At 73.9% G+C, this 19,785-nt stretch carries 10 protein-coding genes; 2 read left to right on the top strand and 8 right to left on the bottom strand.

The genetic code is table 11. From position 1 onward, the window contains the following. Positions 1-199 (top strand): hypothetical protein (locus ACIP4Z_RS04500; RefSeq protein ID WP_401304968.1); only part of this gene is annotated, 199 nt, incomplete at its 5' end. A 179-nt stretch (positions 200-378) separates the two neighbouring features. Here the strand turns inward: ACIP4Z_RS04500 and ACIP4Z_RS04495 are convergent. Both ACIP4Z_RS04495 and ACIP4Z_RS04490 read right to left on the bottom strand, forming a co-directional pair. Next, positions 379-1,989: a hypothetical protein gene (locus ACIP4Z_RS04495; RefSeq protein WP_391163992.1), complete on the bottom strand. Its 1,611-nt coding sequence runs from the start codon at positions 1,987-1,989 to the stop codon at positions 379-381. A 120-nt stretch (positions 1,990-2,109) separates the two neighbouring features. Beyond that, entirely contained in the window at positions 2,110-5,811 is a 3,702-nt protein-coding gene (locus ACIP4Z_RS04490) for a CDP-glycerol glycerophosphotransferase family protein (RefSeq protein ID WP_401304966.1), read from the bottom strand. A gap of 225 nt (positions 5,812-6,036) precedes the next feature. Here ACIP4Z_RS04490 and ACIP4Z_RS04485 point away from each other — a divergent pair, with 225 nt between their 5' ends. After that, positions 6,037-8,328: a CDP-glycerol glycerophosphotransferase family protein gene (locus tag ACIP4Z_RS04485; RefSeq protein WP_401304964.1), complete on the top strand. Its 2,292-nt coding sequence runs from the start codon at positions 6,037-6,039 to the stop codon at positions 8,326-8,328. A gap of 147 nt (positions 8,329-8,475) precedes the next feature. On the opposite strand, the gene ACIP4Z_RS04480 is transcribed toward ACIP4Z_RS04485, so the two are convergent. The 6 genes from ACIP4Z_RS04480 to ACIP4Z_RS04455 form a co-directional block, all read right to left on the bottom strand. Beyond that, positions 8,476-10,788: a CDP-glycerol glycerophosphotransferase family protein gene (locus ACIP4Z_RS04480; protein WP_401304962.1), complete on the bottom strand. Its 2,313-nt coding sequence runs from the start codon at positions 10,786-10,788 to the stop codon at positions 8,476-8,478. A 101-nt stretch (positions 10,789-10,889) separates the two neighbouring features. After that, the gene (locus ACIP4Z_RS04475) at positions 10,890-11,918 is read right to left on the bottom strand and encodes a class I SAM-dependent methyltransferase (protein WP_401305061.1); all 1,029 of its coding nucleotides are present in this window, start codon (positions 11,916-11,918) and stop codon (positions 10,890-10,892) included. A 161-nt stretch (positions 11,919-12,079) separates the two neighbouring features. Further along, entirely contained in the window at positions 12,080-13,003 is a 924-nt protein-coding gene (locus ACIP4Z_RS04470) for an ABC transporter permease subunit (protein WP_391052571.1), read from the bottom strand. 17 nt (positions 13,004-13,020) lie between these two features. Continuing rightward, the gene (locus ACIP4Z_RS04465; protein WP_401304960.1) at positions 13,021-14,415 is read right to left on the bottom strand and encodes a carbohydrate ABC transporter permease; all 1,395 of its coding nucleotides are present in this window, start codon (positions 14,413-14,415) and stop codon (positions 13,021-13,023) included. A gap of 15 nt (positions 14,416-14,430) precedes the next feature. Next, complete coding sequence (locus tag ACIP4Z_RS04460; protein ID WP_355342949.1) at positions 14,431-15,831, bottom strand: extracellular solute-binding protein; 1,401 nt, start codon at positions 15,829-15,831, stop codon at positions 14,431-14,433. A 524-nt stretch (positions 15,832-16,355) separates the two neighbouring features. After that, positions 16,356-19,607 carry an FtsK/SpoIIIE domain-containing protein gene (locus ACIP4Z_RS04455; RefSeq protein ID WP_401304958.1) on the bottom strand — a complete coding sequence of 1,084 codons (3,252 nt, stop codon included), beginning with the start codon at positions 19,605-19,607 and terminating at the stop codon, positions 16,356-16,358. Positions 19,608-19,785: the final 178 nt, after the last annotated feature.

Below are 19,785 nucleotides of genomic sequence, written 5' to 3'. Positions count from 1 at the left end.
TCCCGCGCCCGGCACCGGACCCGCTCCCGCGCCCGGCACCGGACCCGCTCCCGCGCCCGGCACCGGACCCGCTCCCGCGCCCGGCACCGGACCCGCACCCGGCACCGCTCCCGCGCCCGGCACCGGCACCGCTCCCGCGCCCGGCACCGGACCCGCACCCGCGCCCGGCGCCGGGCCACCGCTCGAACTGCTGTCGTGACTGGAGATTTCGGGCACCCCCCGGTAGGCGAACGGGGCACGATGCTACCGGGGGTGTGTACGAGGCGCGGACGTCGTATCGAACCCGCTGACGCCTTGGTGCCGTTCGGTGACATCACCCGCCGAGGACGGCCCCGGGCCGGAGGCCGGAACGGCATCGGGCCTCGCCCCGTATCCGCCTCAGGACTCGCCCGGCACCGGCGCCAGCCGCACCAGCCGGTCACCCGTCCTGGTCCCCGTCGCCACCAAGGTCCCGCCGGGCGGCACCTTCTGATATTTCGTCAGCAGCAACCAGCCGACCCCGTACCGCCGTTGGACCGCGGCGCGCTGCGCCGCCGTCGACTTCGGGTCCAGATACGTGCGCACGGCGGCGAATCTGCGGTCGCGTTCGGCGGCCGGGGTGGAGGGGTCGGGCCAGGTGGGGGCGACCAGGAAGAAGCCGTAGGCAGGCAGGACGTGCGTGGCGTAGTACCCGTCGGTGAGGACCACCGCGTCGGCGGGCATGCGGTCCGCGGCCCAGCCGTACCCCGGCCAGCGCACCGGGTGGTCGACGGTCACCGGCAGGAAGCGCTGCGGCACGACGGCGCCGATCTGCGCGGCCACGCCGAAGCAGAGCGCGACGGCGGCCACGGGCGCGAGCACCGCGCGCAGCCGGGTCCACGGCGGGATCGAGGCCAGTTCCACGGCGAGCGCGAACTGCGGCGGCACGAGCAGCAGAGCGAAGACCCGCCCGTAGGTGTAGTGCCCGCTCACCCACCCGTAGGCGACGATCAGGCAGAAGGCGGCGAACATCAGGACCAGCGGGTCGCGGACGCCGCGCCGGGCGCGCAGCAGCAGCGGCGGGAGGCCGACGAGCGCCAGCCCGTACCACTGCCAGGGGTGGATGTAGAGCCGCTTGTGCACCGCGTCGACCGTGGTGTCACCGGCCAGCGAGAACACGTCGTAGTACGGCCACGCCACGGCCACCAGCAGCGCGAGCGCGCCCGCCAGCAGCCAGCGCGCCGTCACCCGCCGCGACCAGCCGCGCTGCCGGGCCGTCAGCACCGCCACGATCCCGACGGCCGCGGCCAGCGCGGTGATCGGGTGGATGAGCAGCAGCAGCCCGCAGGCCACGCCCAGCAGGGCGTAACCGGCCCAGCCGGTGGTACGGCGGCGCGCCAGCCGGTCGGTGAGCGCCCACAGGTGGAAGGTGACGCCGACCGCGAAGGCGCTCGGGTACGAGGCGCCGCGGGTCAGCGACCACACCCCGCAAAAGCCGCTCCACTCCTTGCCCTGCACGCCCCACAGCAGGGTGAAGGCCAGCAGCGCGTAGACCGGCGCCATCGGCCGTCTGCTCAGCGTCCGCGCGTACACGCCGACGCCGGTGACCAGCACCGCCAGATTCACCGGGCCGCACCAGCGCACGACCTCCCGCCCGGCGGCGCCGGTGGCCCGCGCGATCAGGCCGAGCGCCACGATGTACGGCGAGAAGTACGGGCTGCCGGTGCCCGGCAGGTCGAGCAGCGGATTGGCCGGGTGCCGCCAGTCGGCCTTGACCCGCTCCACCGCCGAGGCGTGCTGCCCGAAGTCCGAGGCGATCGGCGTACGCCAGGCCGCCGCGGCGACCACCAGCCAGAAGAGCGTCCCGACGACGGCGTACGGCGTCACCCGCCAGGCCCGCGCCCGTTCCAGCAGCCGGGCGGGCAGACCGGCCCGCCCGGCCGCGACCGCGGCGCCGTCGGCCGTACCGGCCCCCGGCTCGTCGCCCGCGCCGTCGCCCGCGGTGACCTCTCCGGTCGTCAGTGACGGCAAGGCGCGGCCTTGAGGAGGGTGCGGTCGTGCGGCCGCGGCCGGTGTGCGGCGGGGGCCAATTCGCTCGATGTCATGACAAGCTCCGTGTTCCGGCGGCGGTTCGGTCAGGGTGTCAGGGGGTCAGCCGAGCATCAGGTCCGCCACGCGGGCGGCGGCCCCTCCGTCGTCCAGGTGGCAGAAGGCGGCGCGGAAGGCCGCGTAGGCGTCGGCGCGGCCCCGGACGGCGGCCTCCGGGGCGCGCAGCGCGGCGGTCAGCTCGTCCGTGGTGCGCAGCAGCGGCCCCGGCGCCTGGGCCTCGTAGTCGAAGGTGAAGCCGCGCAGCGTGTCGCGGTAGTGCGGCAGGTCGGGCGTGAACAGCAGCACCGGGCGGCCGGTGACCGCGAAGTCGGCGAGCACCGAGGAGTAGTCGGTGACCAGCACGTCGGCGACGAGCAGCAGCTCCGCGAGGTCGGGGTGGGCGGAGACGTCCCGCACGAAGCCGCCGGGCACCGCCGGGAGGGTGTCGGCGACCAGCGGGTGCGAGCGGACCAGCAGCACATGGCTGGTGGTCAGCTCCGCCGCCATCGCCGCCAGGTCGAGCGGCAGGTGCAGCCGGGCGTGCTCGGCGTCGTACGCCTCGTCGTCGCGGACCGTCGGCGCGTACAGCACGACCGTGCGGCCGGGCGGCAGGCCGAGCCTGGCCCGTACCTCCTCGCGCACCTTGTCGCGGTCCTCGCCGCTGAGCAGGTCGGTGCGGGGCAGCCCGGTCTCGGCGACCTCGCCGTCGAAGTCGAGGGCGCGGCGCAGGACCGGGGTGCTCTGCGAGTTGGGGGAGAGCAGCACGCTCCACTGGTGGCCGAGGCTCGGCTGCGGCCACATGTGGGTGAGGTCGGCGCACAGCGTGCCCGCCAGGTCCTGGCCGATCCGCTTCACGGGCGCGCCGTGCCAGGTCTGGACGACCCGCTGGCCCTCGCGGCGGCGGAACCACGCGGGCAGATGCGTGTTGGTCACCACATGGCGGCCGCGGGCCAGCGCCTCGTACCAGTCGTCGCTGCCGCGCAGCACCGCGCGGGCGGTCGCGGGCACCGCCACGGTGTGATCGCGCACCACCCACACATGGTCGAACGGGGCGCCCCTGCGCACCAGTTCGTCGTGGACGGCGCGCGGCGAGTCCGCGCAGTCGCGGCCGTCGAAGCTGCTGTAGAGGACGGTGTCGGCCAACGGGCGGCGCAGCAGCACCGGATAGCGCCGCTCGCGCAGCATCCGCTGCCGGTACGGGCCGCGGTCCGCCGCGGGCACCGGCGATCCGGCCGCCACGAACAGGTGGTCGTGGAACCGCCGGTCGACCGTCACCGGCCGCGCGCCCGGCGCCGCCGGGAGCCGCAGCGGCAGCTCGGCGAATGCCTCCCGCGCGATCCGCACCGGGGCGTCGCCGCCGTCCGCCGCCCGCAGGTGCAGATACCAGCGTCCTGCGTGCGGCAGCGCCGACACGTCCAGCGCGGCGCTGAACCGGCGTACGGGGCCGGCCGGGCCCCGCCCCGCGGCTCCCTCCGCCGCCACGGCAGACGCCGTTCCGGCCACGGCCTGCGCCGGGGTTCCCGCCGCGACCGGGGCGTCGTCCCCCGCTGCCGCAGCGGCCCCGGCGACCCCGGCCCCCGCCGCCTCGGCGGCAGTGGAATCCGCGCCCTTGGCCGCCAGCGTCACCTCGACGCCGACCTCGGCCGCGTACGTGCCGTGCCGCAGGACCAGCCGGGCCGGGGGCGGGGTGTCGGCGGGGAGTTCACCGGTGACCAGGAGGGTGCCGTTGGTGGCGCGCGCCACATGGGTGGCCAGCGGCTGGGGCGTACGGTCGCGCAGCAGCAGATTGCCCGCCGCGGTGGCGTCGACGACCAGCTCGCGCCGGGCCCCGGCCAGCAGCGCGTCGCCGCCGAGGTCGTAACGCCCCTGCGGCAGCGGCCCGTCGGCGGCGATCCGCGCGGTGCCGCCGTCGGCGAAGACCGCCTCGAACGACCAGGCCGCGGCCGTCTCCGGCGCGACCTCCTTGGGCAGCCCCTCGACGTCGGGGCGCGCCCCCGCGAGGTCGGCCAGGACCAGGCGCGCCGTCAGCCGCGTCCAGCCGTCGATGCCGGTGCTCTCCGCGTCGGCGGTCAGCGGGTAGTCGAAGGCCGCGCCCGTCGTCTGCTGCGTGGCCCGCAGCGCGACCGGGGGCTTGCGGTCGCGGACGGCGATCTCGAAGACGACCCCGCCGTCGCCGTCCGCCCGGTGACCGGTGATCCGGCGGGTGACCGGCTCGACCGACAGGTGCAGCCGGCCGTCCTTGTACCAGGGCACGAGCCGGGTGTCGTCGTCCAGCGGGAAGGGGACGGGCGAGGACCCGGCGCCCGCGTCGTCGGCGCGCGGCGCCGCGGGGCGGACCACCGAGCCCGCCGCCACGACGATCCCGAGCCGCCACTGCCCGGCCGTCCAGCCCTCCTTGCCCCGCAGCCGCTTGGGGTCGACGGTGATCTCGAAGCCGGACCAGTCGTACGAGTGCCGCTCCTGCGGTCCGCCGTCGGTCACTTCGGGGACCCGCACGGTCCGCACCGGCAGCAGCAGCTTGCGGCGCCCGGACATCAGCACGGCCGTCTTGAGCGAGGTGCGGCGCGCGCCCGCGTCCACATTGCGCACATACGCGTGGCCCCGGAGGATCAACTTGCCGTCGCGCCACTCCAGTTGGCTGAGCCGGGCGACGACCGGCAGGTCCTTCGTGCCGATGGCGGTCACCGCGCGCGGCAGCGGCACGGGCGAGCCGTCGCCGCGCACGACCACCGCGCGCTTGCGCAGCGGCGGCCCCGCGATGTCGAACACGGTGCGCCCGCCGTGCTGTTCGTGCGCCAGCACCTCCAGCAGGTCCGCCAGCCGCCCTTCCCTGATCAGCTCCCAGCGGATGCGCAGTTCGGCGGGCAGCGCGGGGAAGAGCGTCGGGTCGACGCGGCCGAGGTAGTCGCGGACGCGGTCGAGGAAGACCTGGTGGTATTCCGGTCCCGCCATCGGCAGGGCCTCGATGAAGTACAGCAGGTCGTCGGTGAGCACCGACCGGTCGTAGTCCCGCTTGTGCTTGCTCCAGCGGGTGTTGGCCGGGTCGGCCAGGAACCGCGAGACCCCGTCGACGGCCGCGATCCGGTCGCGTACGCCCTTGACGTCGGTGCGGCGGCGGGTGATCGAGCCCTCGCGGATCCGCCAGTAGTAGACGTGCTCGTGCAGCACGTCCACGGCGTCGGCGAGGAAGTGCGCCGGAATGGTCAGCGGCGTGTCCTCGTACAGCACGCCCTCGGGGAAGGCCAGTTGGTGCTTGTCCCAGAAGGAGCGGCGGAAGACCTTGTTCCACGCCACCCGGTCGGACAGCAGGCCCAGGTCACGGGTGATGTGCGTGCGCCGCACGGTCTTGTCCATGCCCCGGTGCTGCCACGCCTGGCTGCGGCCCTGCGGGGTGAGCCGGTAGACGTTGCCGGTCGCGAAGTCGGAGCCCGACTGGTCGAGCAGGCCGACCAGCTTCTCGTACGCGCGCGGCGGCAGCACGTCGTCGCTGTCCACGAAGGTCAGGTACGACGTCTGCGGCGCCGCGTTCCGCGCCCCGGTGTTGCGGGCGTGGCCGAGGCCGCCGTTGGGCTGCGCGACCAGCCGGAAGCGCGGGTCGCGGTCGGCGAACGCCTGGGCCAGTTCGGGGCCCGAGTCCGTCGATCCGTCGTCGACCATCACCACATCGAGGTCGGTGAAGGTCTGCGCCGCGATCGACCGCAGGCACTCCTCCAGGTACTGCTCGACGTTGTAGACGGGGACGACGACAGTGAGGCGGGGCGTCATGGCGGGCAACGGTCCTTCCGGGACGGCGACGGCATACGGATGACGGCACGCGCGCGACGGCACATGCACGACGGCATGCGAATGCCGTTCCTTCAACTCGCCGAAGCGCCTTCCGGTCACCGCGAGTGAGCCGAACGAGCGAAAGGGTGAACCGCCGCAGGGTGTCCGGTTGGTACGCTCGGACGCTATCCCGTACCGGTACGTCTCGATCTGTCCAGGATGGTCATGCCCCGAATCACCGTCGTCGTCCCCGTCCACCGCGCCCAGGGCTTCCTGCGCGCCTGTCTGGAGTCGGTGCTCGGGCAGTCCTTCACCGACGTCGAGGTCGTCGCCGTCGACGACGCCTCACCGGACGCGAGCGGCGCGATCATCGCCGAATTCGCCGCCGCCGACCCGCGGGTCAAGCCGCTGCGGCTGGACCGCACCGGCGGCACGGGACCGGCGCGCGACGCGGGCGCGGCCCTCGCGACCGGCGACTACCTGCTCTTCCTGGACGCCGACGACCTGATGACGCCCGGCACGCTGGCCGCCGCGGACGCCCGGCTGCGCGCCACCGGCGACCCCGATGTGCTGCTCTTCGACCACGAGCGCTTCACCGTCTGGGAGAACATCCAGGAGAGCGACGACGCCGACTTCCTCGGCGAGGCGGGCGACTCCGTCTTCACCGCGTCCGACCGCCCCGAGTGCCTGGGCACCTACCCCGCGGTCTGGAACCGGCTGCTGCGCCGCGCCTTTTGGGAGGAGCGCGGCTTCCGCTTCGGCGAGGGCGCGTACGAGGACGTCGCCGTCGCCTCCCGCGTCCTGCTCGCCGCCACCGGCATCGCGTGCCTGGACCGGGTCGGCGTGCGCTGGCGCAAGCGGCGCGGGATCAGCGTCGGCACCACGCCCGGCCGCCACCACCTGGCCGTACTCGACCGGTACGAGGCGCTGTTCGCCGAGATCGACGGCGGCGACGAGGCCGAGGACCGCAAGCGGGAGCAACGCGCCGCGCTGTACGGGCGGATGGCCGTCCTGCTCGCGGCCGTCGGCGAGGACGGCTCGCCGCTGACTCCCGACGCCCGGCCGGAGTACGTCCGGCGCGCGGGACGGCTGCTGGGCCGCTACCGGCCCGCGGGCTGGACCGCGCCCGACAGCAACGAGGGCCGCTGGCTGCGGGCCGCGGGCACCGGCAGCTACGGCCGCTACCGCGCGGCGCTCGGCGGCCAGGCGTGGACGCGCAAGCTGGCCCGCCGGATCAGGGCACGCAAGAACGCGCTGGGCCGCGCGGTCTACCAGCGCTACTACCGGCTGCGGCTGCGCCGCCCCGTCGACCCCAACCTCGTGGTCTATGCGGCCTATTGGAACCGCGGGGTGTCCTGCAACCCGGCGGCCGTCTACTACAAGGCCCAGGAGATCGCCCCGCACCTGCGCGGGGTGTGGGTGGTCAACAAGAAGGACCGCGAGGCGATGCCGCCCGGCGTCGACCACGTCGTGGTCAACTCCCGCCGCTACTGGGACGTGCTGGCCCGCGCCAAGTACCTGGTGAACAACGCCAACTTCACCGGCCAGGTCGTCAAGCGTCCCGAGCAGGTCTACCTCCAGACCCACCACGGCACACCGCTCAAGCACATGGGCATGGACCTGCGCGCCCGCCCGGCCGTCGGCAAGGGCATGAGCTTCGGCCGCCTGCTCGACCACGCCGACCAGTGGGACTTCTCGCTGGCCGCCAACCAGCACTCCGCGGAGGTCTGGGAGCGGGTCTACCCCAGCGGCTACGAGACGCTGCCCAGCGGCTACCCGCGCAACGACGTGTTCCACACCGCGGGCGCCGACGAGGTCCGCCGCGCCCGCGAGAGCCTGGGCCTGGCCCCCGGCACCACCGCGATCCTCTACGCGCCCACCCACCGCGACTACCAGCGGACCTTCGTCGTCCCGCTCGACCTGGAACGGCTCTGCCGCGAACTGGGCCCCGGCTACACGCTGATGGTCCGCGCCCACTACTTCTACGGGCAGAACGACGCGCTCGAGGCGCTGCACGCGGCGGGCACCATCATGGACGTCTCGCAGCACCCGTCCGTCGAGGAACTGAGCCTCGCCTCCGACGCGTTGCTCTGCGACTTCTCCTCGCTGATGTTCGACTACGCCAACCTCGACCGGCCGATCGTCGTGCACGCCGCCGACTGGGAGGCGTACCGCGCCGCCCGCGGCGTCTACTTCGACCTGCTGTCCGGGCGGCACGGCGAGACGCCGGGCGTGGTGGCGGGCGACGAGGCGGGACTGGCCCGCGCCTTCCGCACGGGGGCCTGGCGCGGCCCCGAGGCGGCGGCGCTGCGGGCCGCCTTCCGGCAGCGGTTCTGCGCGTACGACGACGGGCTCGCCGCCGAGCGCGTGGTGCGCCGGGTGCTGCTCGGCGAGCCCTCGCTGCTGCCGTACCGCCCGCTCCAGGACCGCCGTCCCGCCCCGGCCCCGGCCGGTGCGCGGGACGCGGACCCGACGGCGGGACCGGCGGGGGAGCGCCCGGCGGTCCCGCTCGGCTGAGGCGCGGGAGCCGCTGGAGCTGCTGGGGCCGGCCGCTCGGCTGAGGCGCGGGGGCCGCTGGAGCCAAGGCCGATCGCGTGAACCGCCCGGCCCACGGGAGCGGTCCGATCGGGTGAACCGCCCGCGCCGCCGGGGCCCTTGGGGCCGCTACAGGCTGCGCGGGTCGGGCCCCGAGGGCTCCAGCGGCGGCGGGCCGGACGGATCGGAGGCGTCCGCCGCGAGCGGGGCCAGCGCGCGGGCGCGGGACGGCGGCGGGGCCAGGTGCCGGTCCTCCGGCGGGATCACGGGCGGCAGCCCGCCGTCCTCGCGCAGGAACACCCGGCGCACCACGCGCTCGGCGGCGAGCCCGTCGTCGTAGGGACAGAACCGGCGCCGGAAGGCGGCCCGCAGTTCGGCCGAACGCGGGCCGCGCCAGGCCCCCGTGGCGAGGATGTCGGTCAACTCGTCCTCGCCGCGCGCCACCAGGCCCGGCGGGTGCGCGGTGATGTCGAAGTACGCGCCGCGGGTGGCCCGGTAGGTCTCCCAGTCCGCGGCGTGCAGCACGATCGGCCGGTCGAGGCCCGCGTAGTCGAACATCAGCGACGAGTAGTCGGTGATCAGGCCGTCCGAGGCCAGGCACAGCTCCTCCGCCGACGGGTGCCCCGACACGTCGATGACCCGCGGGTGCGGGGCCCGGTCGTCCAGACCGTCGCGCGGGTCGCCCGGCGGGTAGAAGTGGTGGGTACGGCGCAGCAGCACCACGTCGGGGCCCAGCGCGTCGGCCATCCGCGCAAGGTCGAGCGCGGGCCGGTAACCGCGCTGGTAGTCGCGGTGCGTGGGCGCGTAGAGGAAGGCGGTGCTCTCGCGCGGGATGCCCAGTTCGTCGCGCAGCCGCAGCACGTCGCGCGCGGTGGCCCGGTGGAAGATGTCGGTGCGCGGCTGGCCGTACTCCAGGGCCGTGAAGCCCGACGGGTAGGCGCGCTCCCAGACCAGCGTGGAGTGGCGGCTCGCCGAGAGGCTGTAGTCCCAGCGGTCGACGTGCCGCAGCATCCGCTCGAAGTCGGTGGTGCCCGCGGCGGCCGGGTGCTCCTGGAGGTCGATGCCCATGTGCTTGAGCGGCGTGCCGTGGTGGGTCTGCACATTGATCTGGCCGGGCCGCTTGGCGTACCTGCGGTGGAAGTTGACGTTGCTGACCAGGTACGAGGCGCGGGCCAGCGCCGTCCAGTACGCGGCCGAGCCCGGCTCCAGGCGCCGTACGCCCGGCGGCAGGGTGTGCGCGTGCTCCGCGGTGGTCACCCACGCGGTCCGCATGTGCGGCGCCAGTTCGCGCAGCCGCTCCTCGACGGCCGCCGGATTGCAGGAGTAGCCGCGGTCCCAGTACGCGGAGAACACCGCCAGGTCCGGGTCGAGCGCGCGCCGCCGCTGCACCCGGTAGTGCGCGTGCAGCGCCGTCGTCCGCAGCCTGCCGTACAGCGCCCTCGCCCGGTGGGTGGCGCGCAGCCGCAGCCGGTGCGCCCGGCCGAGCGCCTGGAAGGTGCGCCGCGCGCCCAGCGCGACCAGCAGGTACCGCACCCCGCTGCGGCCGGTGGGACTGGCCCGGAAACCGCTCGGCCGCAGCCGCCGGTACTGGGCACGGCAGCGGCGGAAGTACTCCGGGCGCGACGAATTCGGCAGCCGGTCGGGGAAGTTGAAGACGGTGGTGAGGTGATCCAGTATCCGGCGGAAGAGCACCGGCCGCCACCGCTCCAGCTCCGGGTGGCTGTCGAGGAACGCGAACAGCAGGTCGTACTGCTTGAAGATGTCGAAGTGCCGCCGGCTGGTGGTGTGCAGGATGCCGCTGCCGCGCCGCTGCCGGTAGTGCACGCAGACCCGGTCGAGCAGCGCGATCGACCCGGCGGCCATCAGCACCGGGTACGTCCACGGGGTGTCCTCGTAGTAGCCCGAGGGGAAGGCGATGTCGGACTTCTCGATGAAGTCGCGGCGGTACGCCTTGTTCCAGGCCACCATGATCAGCCGCAGCAGCTCGGGCCGGTCGTCCAGCGTGCAGACCTCGGGGCCGGTCTCGCTGAGGATCGCCGCGAACTGATTGCGGTGGACATCGCCGTTCCAGTACGTGCGGGCGTAGTCGAAGACCAGCACGTCCGGCTCGCCGGTCCGCTCGATCCGGGCGGCGACGGCCTCCAGCGAGCCGGGGACCATGGTGTCGTCGGAGTCGAGGAACAGGACGTAGTCGCCGGTGGCGCGGGCGAGACCCGCGTTGCGGGCCCGGCCGAGGCCGATGTTCTCCGGCAGGTGCAGCACCTCGACGCGGGCGTCCCTGGCCGCGAACGAGTCGGCGATGGCGCCGCTGCCGTCGGGGGAGCAGTCGTCCACGACGATCAGTTCGACATCGGCGAAGGACTGGTCGAGCACGGATTTCAGACAGGCGTGCAGATACGCCTGCACCTGGTAGACGGGGACGACGACGCTGAAGCGGGGCACAGCACATCCAGGTTCGACACGGGGGCGAGGGGCGCACGGGCGCCCATGGCTTTCGCGCGGAGTGCCCGTTATATCCAGGGAACGCGTGGCCGCGCCGCTGGTTACGCTCCGGCGCGTCGCGAGTCGCGGATCCGTACAAGTGCTTTGGTGATGATCGGCGGCAGGACGTTGACCAGCAGACGGCGCGCCCGGGAGCGGCGCGGCGCGGGGGCGGCGGGGGAGGCGGCCGTCGGGGCCTGCGACTCGGCCCGCCCGGCGGGCCCCGCGGTCCGCGCTGCGGCGGATTCGGCGTGCTCCGCGGTCTGCGCCGCTGTCTGGGCCGCGGTCTGGCCTGCGGTCTGATCAGGGGCTTGTGCGGCGGCGGGCGCGTGCCGGGACGGCGGCTGCGACGGCGACACCGTACGGTCCCGGTCGCCCTTGACCCGCAGCAGCGGCGCGCCCGCCACCGTCTGCACCTCGTGCCACAGGTCGGCGCGGCCCGACACGTACGCCAGCAGCTCCGCGCGGATCTCGGCCGGATCCCCCCAGGTGGCGTACATCTTGCTCTCGGTCACGCAGATCGCGTGCAGCCCGCCGGAGGTGACCGCCTGCCAGACGGCGGCGGCCACGCCGGGACAGTGCGCCGAGCGGTAGTCGTCCAGCGCGACCACGCCGTGCGGGTGCAGCAGCTCGCGCGAGGTCTCGATGTCGGCGTGCACGTGCTCGTACAGGTGCGAGGCGTCGATGTGCGCGAACCGGCACGACACCGGCTGGACTCGGTCCCTGACCGTCGAGGACATGCCCTGGACGACCTCGGGCAGCTCGTCGTGGAAGGAGAGGTAATTGGCCTCGAACGAGTGACGGGTCAAGGTCGGGTACGACTTCTTCATCTCGGCGGAGTTGGCGTTGTCCTCGGCCGGGGCGTCGAACAGGTCGCAGACGGTGAAGGTGTCGCCCTCGCGCAGGTAACTCCCCATGAAGATGGCGCTCTTGCCGAGATAGGCGCCCACCTCCAGCAGGTCGCCGGGCTCGGTGCGGCTGACCTGCCGGGTCAGGAACCAGTCGAAGAGGACCTGGTCGACGGGGAAGAACCAGCCCTCGACCTGGGCCAGTTCGGTGGGCGCGGGAAGCCGGTCCTCGGCGGAGGTCATGGTCATGGGGGGATGTCCGTTCGGTACGGGTGTGGGGGGCGTCAGTGTAAAGCGCCCGACGCCCCCCGTTTCGTACCGAATATCCCGCCGCCCCGCGCGTGCGCCGCTCCCCGGTGGCTCCCGGGCGGCTGTTGGACGGCCGCTGGACGGCTCCGTGGCGGCTACTTGACGGCGCCCGCCATCACACCGGACACGAACTGCCGCTGGAAGGCGAAGAAGACCACCAGCGGGACCACCATCGACACGAAGGCGCCGGGCGCCAGGATGTCGATGTTGTTGCCGAACTGCCGTACCTGCTGCTGGAGGGCGACCGTGATCGGCTGCGCGTCGCTGTTGGCGAAGATCAGCGCGACCAGCATGTCGTTCCACACCCACAGGAACTGGAAGATGCCCAGCGACGCGATGGCCGGGCCGCCCAGCGGCATGACCACCCGCACGAACAGCCGGATCTCGCCCGCGCCGTCCAGCCGCGCGGCCTCCAGCAGCTCGCGCGGGATCTCCGCGAAGAAGTTGCGGAGCAGGAAGATCGCGAAGGGCAGTCCGAACGCGGTGTGGAAGAGCACCACACCGGAGATGTCACCGAAGATCCCGATGTCGCCGAAGAGCCGCGCGACCGGGATCAGCGCCACCTGCACCGGCACCACCAGCATCGCCACCACGGCGATGAACCACCAGTCGCGGCCCGGGAACTCCATCCAGGCGAAGGCGTAACCGGCGAGCGAGCCGATCACCACGACCAGCAGCGTCGCGGGCACGGTGATCAGCGCGGTGTTCACCAGCGAGTCGGTGATCGCGTGATTGTCCAGCAGCGTGCGGTAGTTGGAGACCGTCAGCTCCGACGGCGAGGTGAAGACCTTCCACCAGCCGCTGGCCGAGATGTCGCTCGGCGTACGCAGCGACGACAGCAGCAGCCCGATCGTCGGCATCAGCCAGAACAGCGCCACCACCAGCAGGAAGACCCGCACCAGGCCGCCGCTCGCGCGGGCCGCGATCCGCGCGGCCACACTCTCCTTCGGCCTCGGCGCGGCCTCGGGCACCGCGCCGCCCTTCGCCGCCTGGCCGCCCGTCTCAGGACCGCCCGCCATGGCGGCCGATTCCGCGCTCATCGCCGTCCCTCCCTGCGCAGCCGCCGGATGTTGAAGATCATGACCGGCAGAACCAGCAGCAGCAGGATCACACCGATCGCGCTGCCCACCCCCTGGTTGTCGCCGCCGCCGAAGGACGACAGATAGAGCTGGAGGGCCAGGACGTTCGCGTCCGACTGGGTGTTGCCGGGCGCGATGATGTACACGAGGTCGAAGATCTTCAGCACGTTGATCATCAGCGTGACCGTGACGACCACCAGGACCGGGGCCAGCAGCGGCACGGTGATCCGGCGGAACACCTGCCACTCGTTGGCGCCGTCCACCCGCGCCTGTTCCATCAGCTCCCGCGGCACCCCGGCCAGACCGGCCGCGATCAGCACCATCGCGAAGCCCGCCCACATCCAGATGTAGCTGCCGATGATCGACGGCGTGATCAGATTCGGGCCGAGCCAGTTGACGCCGTTGTACTTGCCGGAGAAGTTCGAGGCGGGCAGCCGCAGTTGGGCCCCGGCGGCGGACGCGGGCAGCTTGTACGTGCCGTCCTTCCCGGACTTCGCCGTCGCCACCACCTTGCCGTCCTTGACCGCCTGCACCTTCACACCGGACAGCGCCTTCTCGCCCGGATCGATCACACCGGGCTTCCCGGTGCCGCCGGGCCTGAAGTCCAGCCATACGGTGCCGGTCACCGAATCCGGCTGCGACGGCGCGGGCTTGGCGTCCACGGCGTTCGAGGGCAGCTTGTTCTGCGGGATGCCGATCAGCGGCAGATCCGCGGGACTGCCCTGCCGGGCCGTGGACTTGGTGGTGAAGGAACCGCCCGCGCTCGGCGCGAGATCGCCGCCGGGACGCGGCCTGGCGCCCGGATAGGCCGCGTTGTCGGTGAACGTGTCATGGACCGCGACCACCACGGCGTTCGCGACGCCGCGCCCCGGGTCCTGCTCGTACACCAGCCGGAAGATGATCCCGGCCGCCAGCATCGAGATGGCCATCGGCATGAAGATGACCAGCTTGAACGCCGTGCTCCAGCGCACCCGTTCGGTGAGTACGGCGAAGACCAGACCGAGGGCGGTCGCCACGGTCGGCGCGACCACCACCCAGATCGCGTTGTTGCGCACGGCCGTGAGGATGCCGTGGTCGGTGAAGACCGTGCCGAAGTTCTTCAGACCGACGAAGGCGCTGCCGTCGGCGTCGAAGAGGCTGCGCTGGACGGTGTAGACGATCGGGTACACCACGAGCGCGCCCAGCAGGATCAGGGCGGGCAGCAGGAAGAGCGCGGCCACCCAGGGACGGGTGCCCATCAGGCTCCTGCGGCGGCCCGGTCCCTTGGCGGGCGGGCCGGGCAGAGGGCCGGGCGGCGGCGGCACCGTCACAGCGGTGCCGCCGCCTCCCGCCCCCGCGGCGGAGTCAGCCATCGGGGGCATCTCGCCTCAGTTCCCGTACGCCTTGGCGGCGTCCGCTTCGAGCTTGGCCTGCACGCCCGCGACATCGGACGGCTTGGAGAGGAAGTCCTGGAGGTCCTTCCACTCGCCCTGGCCCTTGGTCCCGCCGAAGGCGGCCGGAGCCTGGTCCGACATGTCGAAGCGGAAGTCGTCGCCCGCCGCGATCAGCGCCTGCGCGATGGACCGCTGCACGTCGTCCGGGTACGCCGCGAAGTCCAGCGACTTGTTCGGCGACAGGTAACCGCCGCCCTGCGCCCAGATCTTGGCCGCCTCCGGCGTCGCGATGTACGTCAGCAGCGCCTGCGCGGCCGGGCTGTCCTTCAGCGCCACGCCCACGTCACCGCCGCTGACCACCGGCGCCTTGCCGCTGCCCACCGCGGGGAACGGGAAGACCTTCGCGTCCGTGCCCACCTTCGCCTTGGTGTTGGCGGCGATGAACGCGGAGACGAAGTCGCCCTCGTAGACCATCGCGCCGGCCGGCGGGTTGCCGGTGAAGACCTGCGTCACCGACTTCGGGAAGTCGGCGGCGAGCGCGCCGCTGTTGCCGCCCGCGAGCAGGTCCTTCTTGCCGAAGAGCTGCCCGAGCGTGGTGAGCGCGTCCTTCACCGACGGGTCGGTCCACTTGATGGTGTGCGCGGCGAGCTGGTCGTACTTCTCGGGTCCGGCCTGCGAGAGGTAGATGTTCTCGAACCAGTCGGTGAGCGTCCAGCCGTCAGCGCCGCCCACCGAGACCGGCGCGGTGCCCGACTCGAAGACGGTCTCCGCGGTCTTCAGGAAGTCGTCCCAGGTCTTGGGCACCGAGGCGCCCGCGGTCTCGAAAGCCGCGCTGTTGTACCAGATCAGCGACTTGTTGGAGACCTTCGCGTAGATGCCGTACTGCTTGTCCTTCCACGCCCCGAGCTTCTGCCATCCGGGCGAGAAGTTCTTCTGGAGTTGCGCGGTCGCCTCGGGGCCCAGCGGCTTCAGCCAGCCCTTGTCGGCGAATTGGTGCAGCACGCCGTTCTGCGCGAGGAAGGCGACATCCGGCGGGGCGCCGCCCTCGATCTTCGTGCCGAGGAAGGTGGACTGGCTGTCGCCGGTCGGGACGAACGTCGATTTCGCTCCGGTGAGCTTGTCGAACTCGTCCAGCACCTTCTGGAAGTTCTTCTGCTCCGGCCCCGTCCACACGGCGGCCACTTCGAGCTTCTGCCCGTGCAGATCGGGCAGCTTGACCCCCGAGGCGGAACTCGTGGCGGACGCGCTCGGCGATTTCCCGCCGTCGTCCTTCTTGTCGCTGTCACCGCCGCACGCGGCGGCGGTCAACGCCAGCGCGGTCGCCGTCACTGTGGCGAGCGCTATGCGCGTAGTGCGGTTGTTTCGGCTGGTGCGCGGATTCTTCAGCGTACGCATCTGGCCATCCCCTCAGTCCCGTGGCGTCTGTCCTATGCCTTCGCGAACCCCAGCCGCAAGGGAGTACGGGGCTCCGTGACAGCTATCGTGACCATGACGTGATCTTGAGCCAAACGCTTTAACAGGGACGGCTGTTGGAATATCGCCGCTTGTCCGTCACGCGCCTCCCGAATGCCGGGGCACGGGTGTGCCGCATGACGGGGCGTTGGCCAACGCCCCGTCAAATCGGCCTATCCGCACGGGAATCGACGGACGGCGTGCGCGATGACCGTTGGAACATCGCAGATCAGCCGTCTGACGCGGGCCAGTTGACCGCCGTCGGCCACCTGACCGGTTCAGACCAATGACGGTTTCCGCCCGCCGGACGGAATCGGATCGCCGTGCGGGTACGAATTGGCGGACGGGGCAGGATCAGGGCATCCGCGTGAAATCCGCGCGCGGACGCCTCGGACGCTTCCGACGCGTCGGTACGGGCGGATTCGGCGGGATGCCCGTCCGACGGGCCGTCCGACGGGCGCGCGATGTCAGATCAGCGGGCCGGGGGCGGAACCCGGCGCGCTCGCGGACGCGGCGCCTTCCGCGGCGCGCGCGCCCGCCTCCTCGGGCGCCGACTCCGCCGCCCGCTGCAAGGCACTGGCCAGCAGGGCGAGATCGGTCGGGCCGTTGCCCAGCTCGCGGACCTGGCGGCGGGCCGGAGGATCGCCCATCCGCTCCCACTCCAGCGCCACGACGGTCGGCCGGAGCGTCGCCGTACGCGGGATACGGCCGCTGACCCGGCCCGCCTGGAACGCCGTCACCGCGCCGCCGGGCCGCCGCAGATAGCCGCGCCCCGGCACCGTGTCGTCGAGCCCCGCCGGGTCCTCGACATGCACCAGCAGCGCCGCGGACTCCGCGTCCGGCATGCGCAGCGCGATCCGCAGCCGGGACCGCTCGTCGGCCTCGGTGGCCGCCGTACGCTCCGGGCGGCCGGTCGACGCGATGAGGTGCACACCGAGCCGCGCGCCCTCCCTGGCGACCGCCTCCAACGCCCGGACGACACTGCCCGCCGCCGGTCTGCCGGTGCTGCCGAGACCGGGCGCGACCAGCTCGTCGAAGTCGTCCACGACCACCACGAGCCGGGGCAGCACGGGCTGGGTCCGCGCCGTCACCGCGCCCTGACCGGTGGGCTTGCGCGCCCCCGTCTCACCGGCGCGCGCCTCGTTCCGCCCGTCGGACCGGCCGCCTTGGTGCGGCACGGTCGCGGCGACCAGCCGGTCCCCGTGCCAGGCCGCGAAGTCCTGCCCGTCGAGCAGCTCCGCGCGCCGCTTCAGCTCCGCGCCGAGCGCCTGCGCGAACTCCCGCATCCGCAACGGGTCCGAGGCCACCAGATGCGTGCTCACATGCGGCAGGTCGGCGCAGGCGCGCAGGCCCTCGCCGCGGTCCTGCCCCGCCCCGTCCACCAGCACCAGGGACAGCCGCTCGGGGCGGTCGCCCGCCGCGAGCGCCGCCGCGACCGACCGCAGCAGCTCCGTCTTGCCCGAGCCCGGCGCGCCGCCGACCATCGCGTGCGGCCCCTCGGTCACCAGGTCCACCGCGACCCGGCCGCCCGCGCCGACGCCCAGGACGGCCGTCGCCGCCCCGACCGCCGCGGGGGCCGCCGCCCACCGGTCGGCGATCTTCGCGGGCGTGGCCAGCGCCAGGTCCAGCTCATCGAGCAGCCGTACGGTGCCGGGCAGCGCGTGCCGCGAACGGGCGCCGGACACCTCGCCGTCGGCCTCGCGCAGCGGCGCCAGGGCGCGCGCGAAATGCTCGGCCCACGCGGCCGACACGGCGTCCAGCACGATCTCGTCGGCGGCCGGTTCCGGCGGCGCGCTCGCGGCGGCCGGGCCCGCGGGCTCGATCCGCAGCGTCGTCGCCACGTCGCCCGACAGCCGGGCCACCACCCCGGTGTCCACGGCGGGCCGCTCCCCGCTCTCGGCCAGGCACAGCACATGCACCCCGACCGAGGGGCCGGCGACGGCGATCCGCGCCACGGTCTGCCGCAGCGTCGTGGACCCCGGATCGCCGTCCACCACCAGGAGCGTGAAGGGCCCTTCGTACGAGGCCGCCGCCGCCGAAGCCGCCTCGGGGGTCGCGGCGGCCCAGCCCGCGCCCAGCGGACCCGCCTCCAGACGACGCGCCAACTCGCCGGTGCGCGCGTCCGCCTGGTCCCGGTCGAAGGCCAGCAGCAGCCGGCAGTCCTGGCCGTGCGCGGGGCGCAGATGCGGCAGCCAGTTCAGCCAGGACCACTCCTCGGCGCGCTGGTCGGCGGTGCGGGCGCGGTCGGCGCTCAGCATCACCAGCTCAAGAGCGGCGGGGGAGTGCAGCGCGCACAGCTGTGCCAGGACGGCGCGCGCCAGACCCGCCAGCCGCGGCCGGGGCCCGGTCAGGGTCAGCGCGGCCGTCCGCGGCGCCAGCAGGTCCACGGTGAACGGCACGGCCGTCAGCAGCCGCGTCCCGTCCTCGGACGGCAGATCCGCCGTCCCCAGCCGTACGGTCAGCGCGTCCGGATGGCCGGGACCGCGCTCCCACAGCCGCCGTCCCGGGCCCAGCGCCGTCAGCAGGACGGCCGCGGGATCGGGCCACCGCTCCCGCAGCGCCTCGGCCTCCCCGCCGTCCCCGTCGTCCGCGACACCCTTCGCCGCGCCGAGCCGCCGCCGCGCCCAGGCCCCTATCGACCCGACGACGCCGCCGCCACCGGGGCGCCGCGCGCTGTCGAATCCGGGCGCCCGGCGCTCACCGGTGGCCCGGCGGCCACTGCCCAGGGGGGCGTCGTCCTCGTCGCCGTCGTCGCCGTACACGTCGGCGGGGGCGCCCGGTGCGTCGTACGGGGCGCCGGGCGTACGGCCGTAGGCGTCGGCCTCGGGCGCCGCCGGGGGACGGCTGTGCGCCGTGCCGGACGTACCCGCGCCGGGGAGGCCGTCCGGCCGCGTACCGCCGAAGGCACCGGGGCCGGTGGCGGCACCCGCGCCTGCGTCGACGGCCGCGCCCAGGGCCAGGCCCGCGCCGTGCGTGACGGTGGACGAGGGGTCGGCGACCGGGAGCGGCGCGGAGGGCTCGCGCAGCGAGACGCGCAGGTGCCCGTCGGCGTCGGGCTCGGCGGCGAGCGCGGAGGGCCCGGTGGGGCTTCCCGACTCCAGGCGGAGCGTCGACTCGCCGATCCGGAGCAGGGCGCCCGGGGGCAGCGCGAGGGGGCGGGGGCCGACGGGCCGCCCGGCGAGGGTGGTGCCGTTGGTCGAGTCGAGGTCGGCGACGGTGATGAGCCCGTCCGCGCCGAAGGCGACCTCGCAGTGCAGACGGGAGACGTCCGGGTCGTCGAGCGGCACGTCGGCGTCGGCCGAGCGGCCGATCCTGGCCTGGCCGCCCTGGAGCAGGTGCACACCGCCCGCGTCGGGGCCGCCGACCACGTGCAGCCTGGCCGTCTCGGCGGGCGGCTGCCCGTACTGCCCGAACCGGCCGTACTGACCGTGGTCCGCGACATGGCCGCCGCGCTGCTCCGCGGGCGCGTGCAGCGAGAGCAGGGCGCCGTCCACCAGGGGCGGCACGCCCAGCGGCGTGGTCGGCGCGAGCCGCAGCGTCCCGGCGAAGAGCGCGACGGACGCCCCGGCGGACCTGCCCGGCTGCCCGGACCCGGCCGCGGAGGCGAGGGCACCGGCCACCGCGCCCAGCGTGGTCCCCGCGGGCGCGGTGATGAGCACGTCGCAGGCGCGCACGGCCCGACCGCTGCGCGGCCCGAGGACGGTCAGCCGGATCTGCATCTCGTCCGCGCTCCCCTTCTGCCCTGACCCGCGGCGGGAAGTCCCCTCCCCGGCCGCGCGCGGGCGCGTCGACACGTACAAGCACGAGCGGTGGAGCCCCCGTTGCCCCAACCGGACCGTACGGGTGCATCCTCCCACCCGCCACTGACACCCCGTCCCCGGTCCCGCCCCGAGTGAT

This window comes from Streptomyces sp. NPDC088910, assembly GCF_044749865.1.
In the GTDB taxonomy this organism is placed as follows: domain Bacteria; phylum Actinomycetota; class Actinomycetes; order Streptomycetales; family Streptomycetaceae; genus Actinacidiphila.
The sequence above is the reverse complement of the archived record's forward strand: the minus strand, read 5'-3'. Positions and strand labels throughout refer to the sequence as shown.

What these genes read in the sequence shown, in the direction of transcription:
- ACIP4Z_RS04485 (WP_401304964.1), top strand. Translation starts at nt 6,037, where the DNA reads ATGCCCCGAATCACCGTCGTCGTCCCCGTCCACCGCGCCCAGGGCTTC.
- ACIP4Z_RS04465 (WP_401304960.1), bottom strand. Translation starts at nt 14,415, where the DNA reads ATGGCTGACTCCGCCGCGGGGGCGGGAGGCGGCGGCACCGCTGTGACG.
- ACIP4Z_RS04470 (WP_391052571.1), bottom strand. Translation starts at nt 13,003, where the DNA reads ATGGCGGGCGGTCCTGAGACGGGCGGCCAGGCGGCGAAGGGCGGCGCG.
- ACIP4Z_RS04460 (WP_355342949.1), bottom strand. Translation starts at nt 15,831, where the DNA reads ATGCGTACGCTGAAGAATCCGCGCACCAGCCGAAACAACCGCACTACG.
- ACIP4Z_RS04455 (WP_401304958.1), bottom strand. Translation starts at nt 19,607, where the DNA reads ATGCAGATCCGGCTGACCGTCCTCGGGCCGCGCAGCGGTCGGGCCGTG.
- ACIP4Z_RS04475 (WP_401305061.1), bottom strand. Translation starts at nt 11,918, where the DNA reads ATGACCTCCGCCGAGGACCGGCTTCCCGCGCCCACCGAACTGGCCCAG.
- ACIP4Z_RS04490 (WP_401304966.1), bottom strand. Translation starts at nt 5,811, where the DNA reads ATGACGCCCCGCCTCACTGTCGTCGTCCCCGTCTACAACGTCGAGCAG.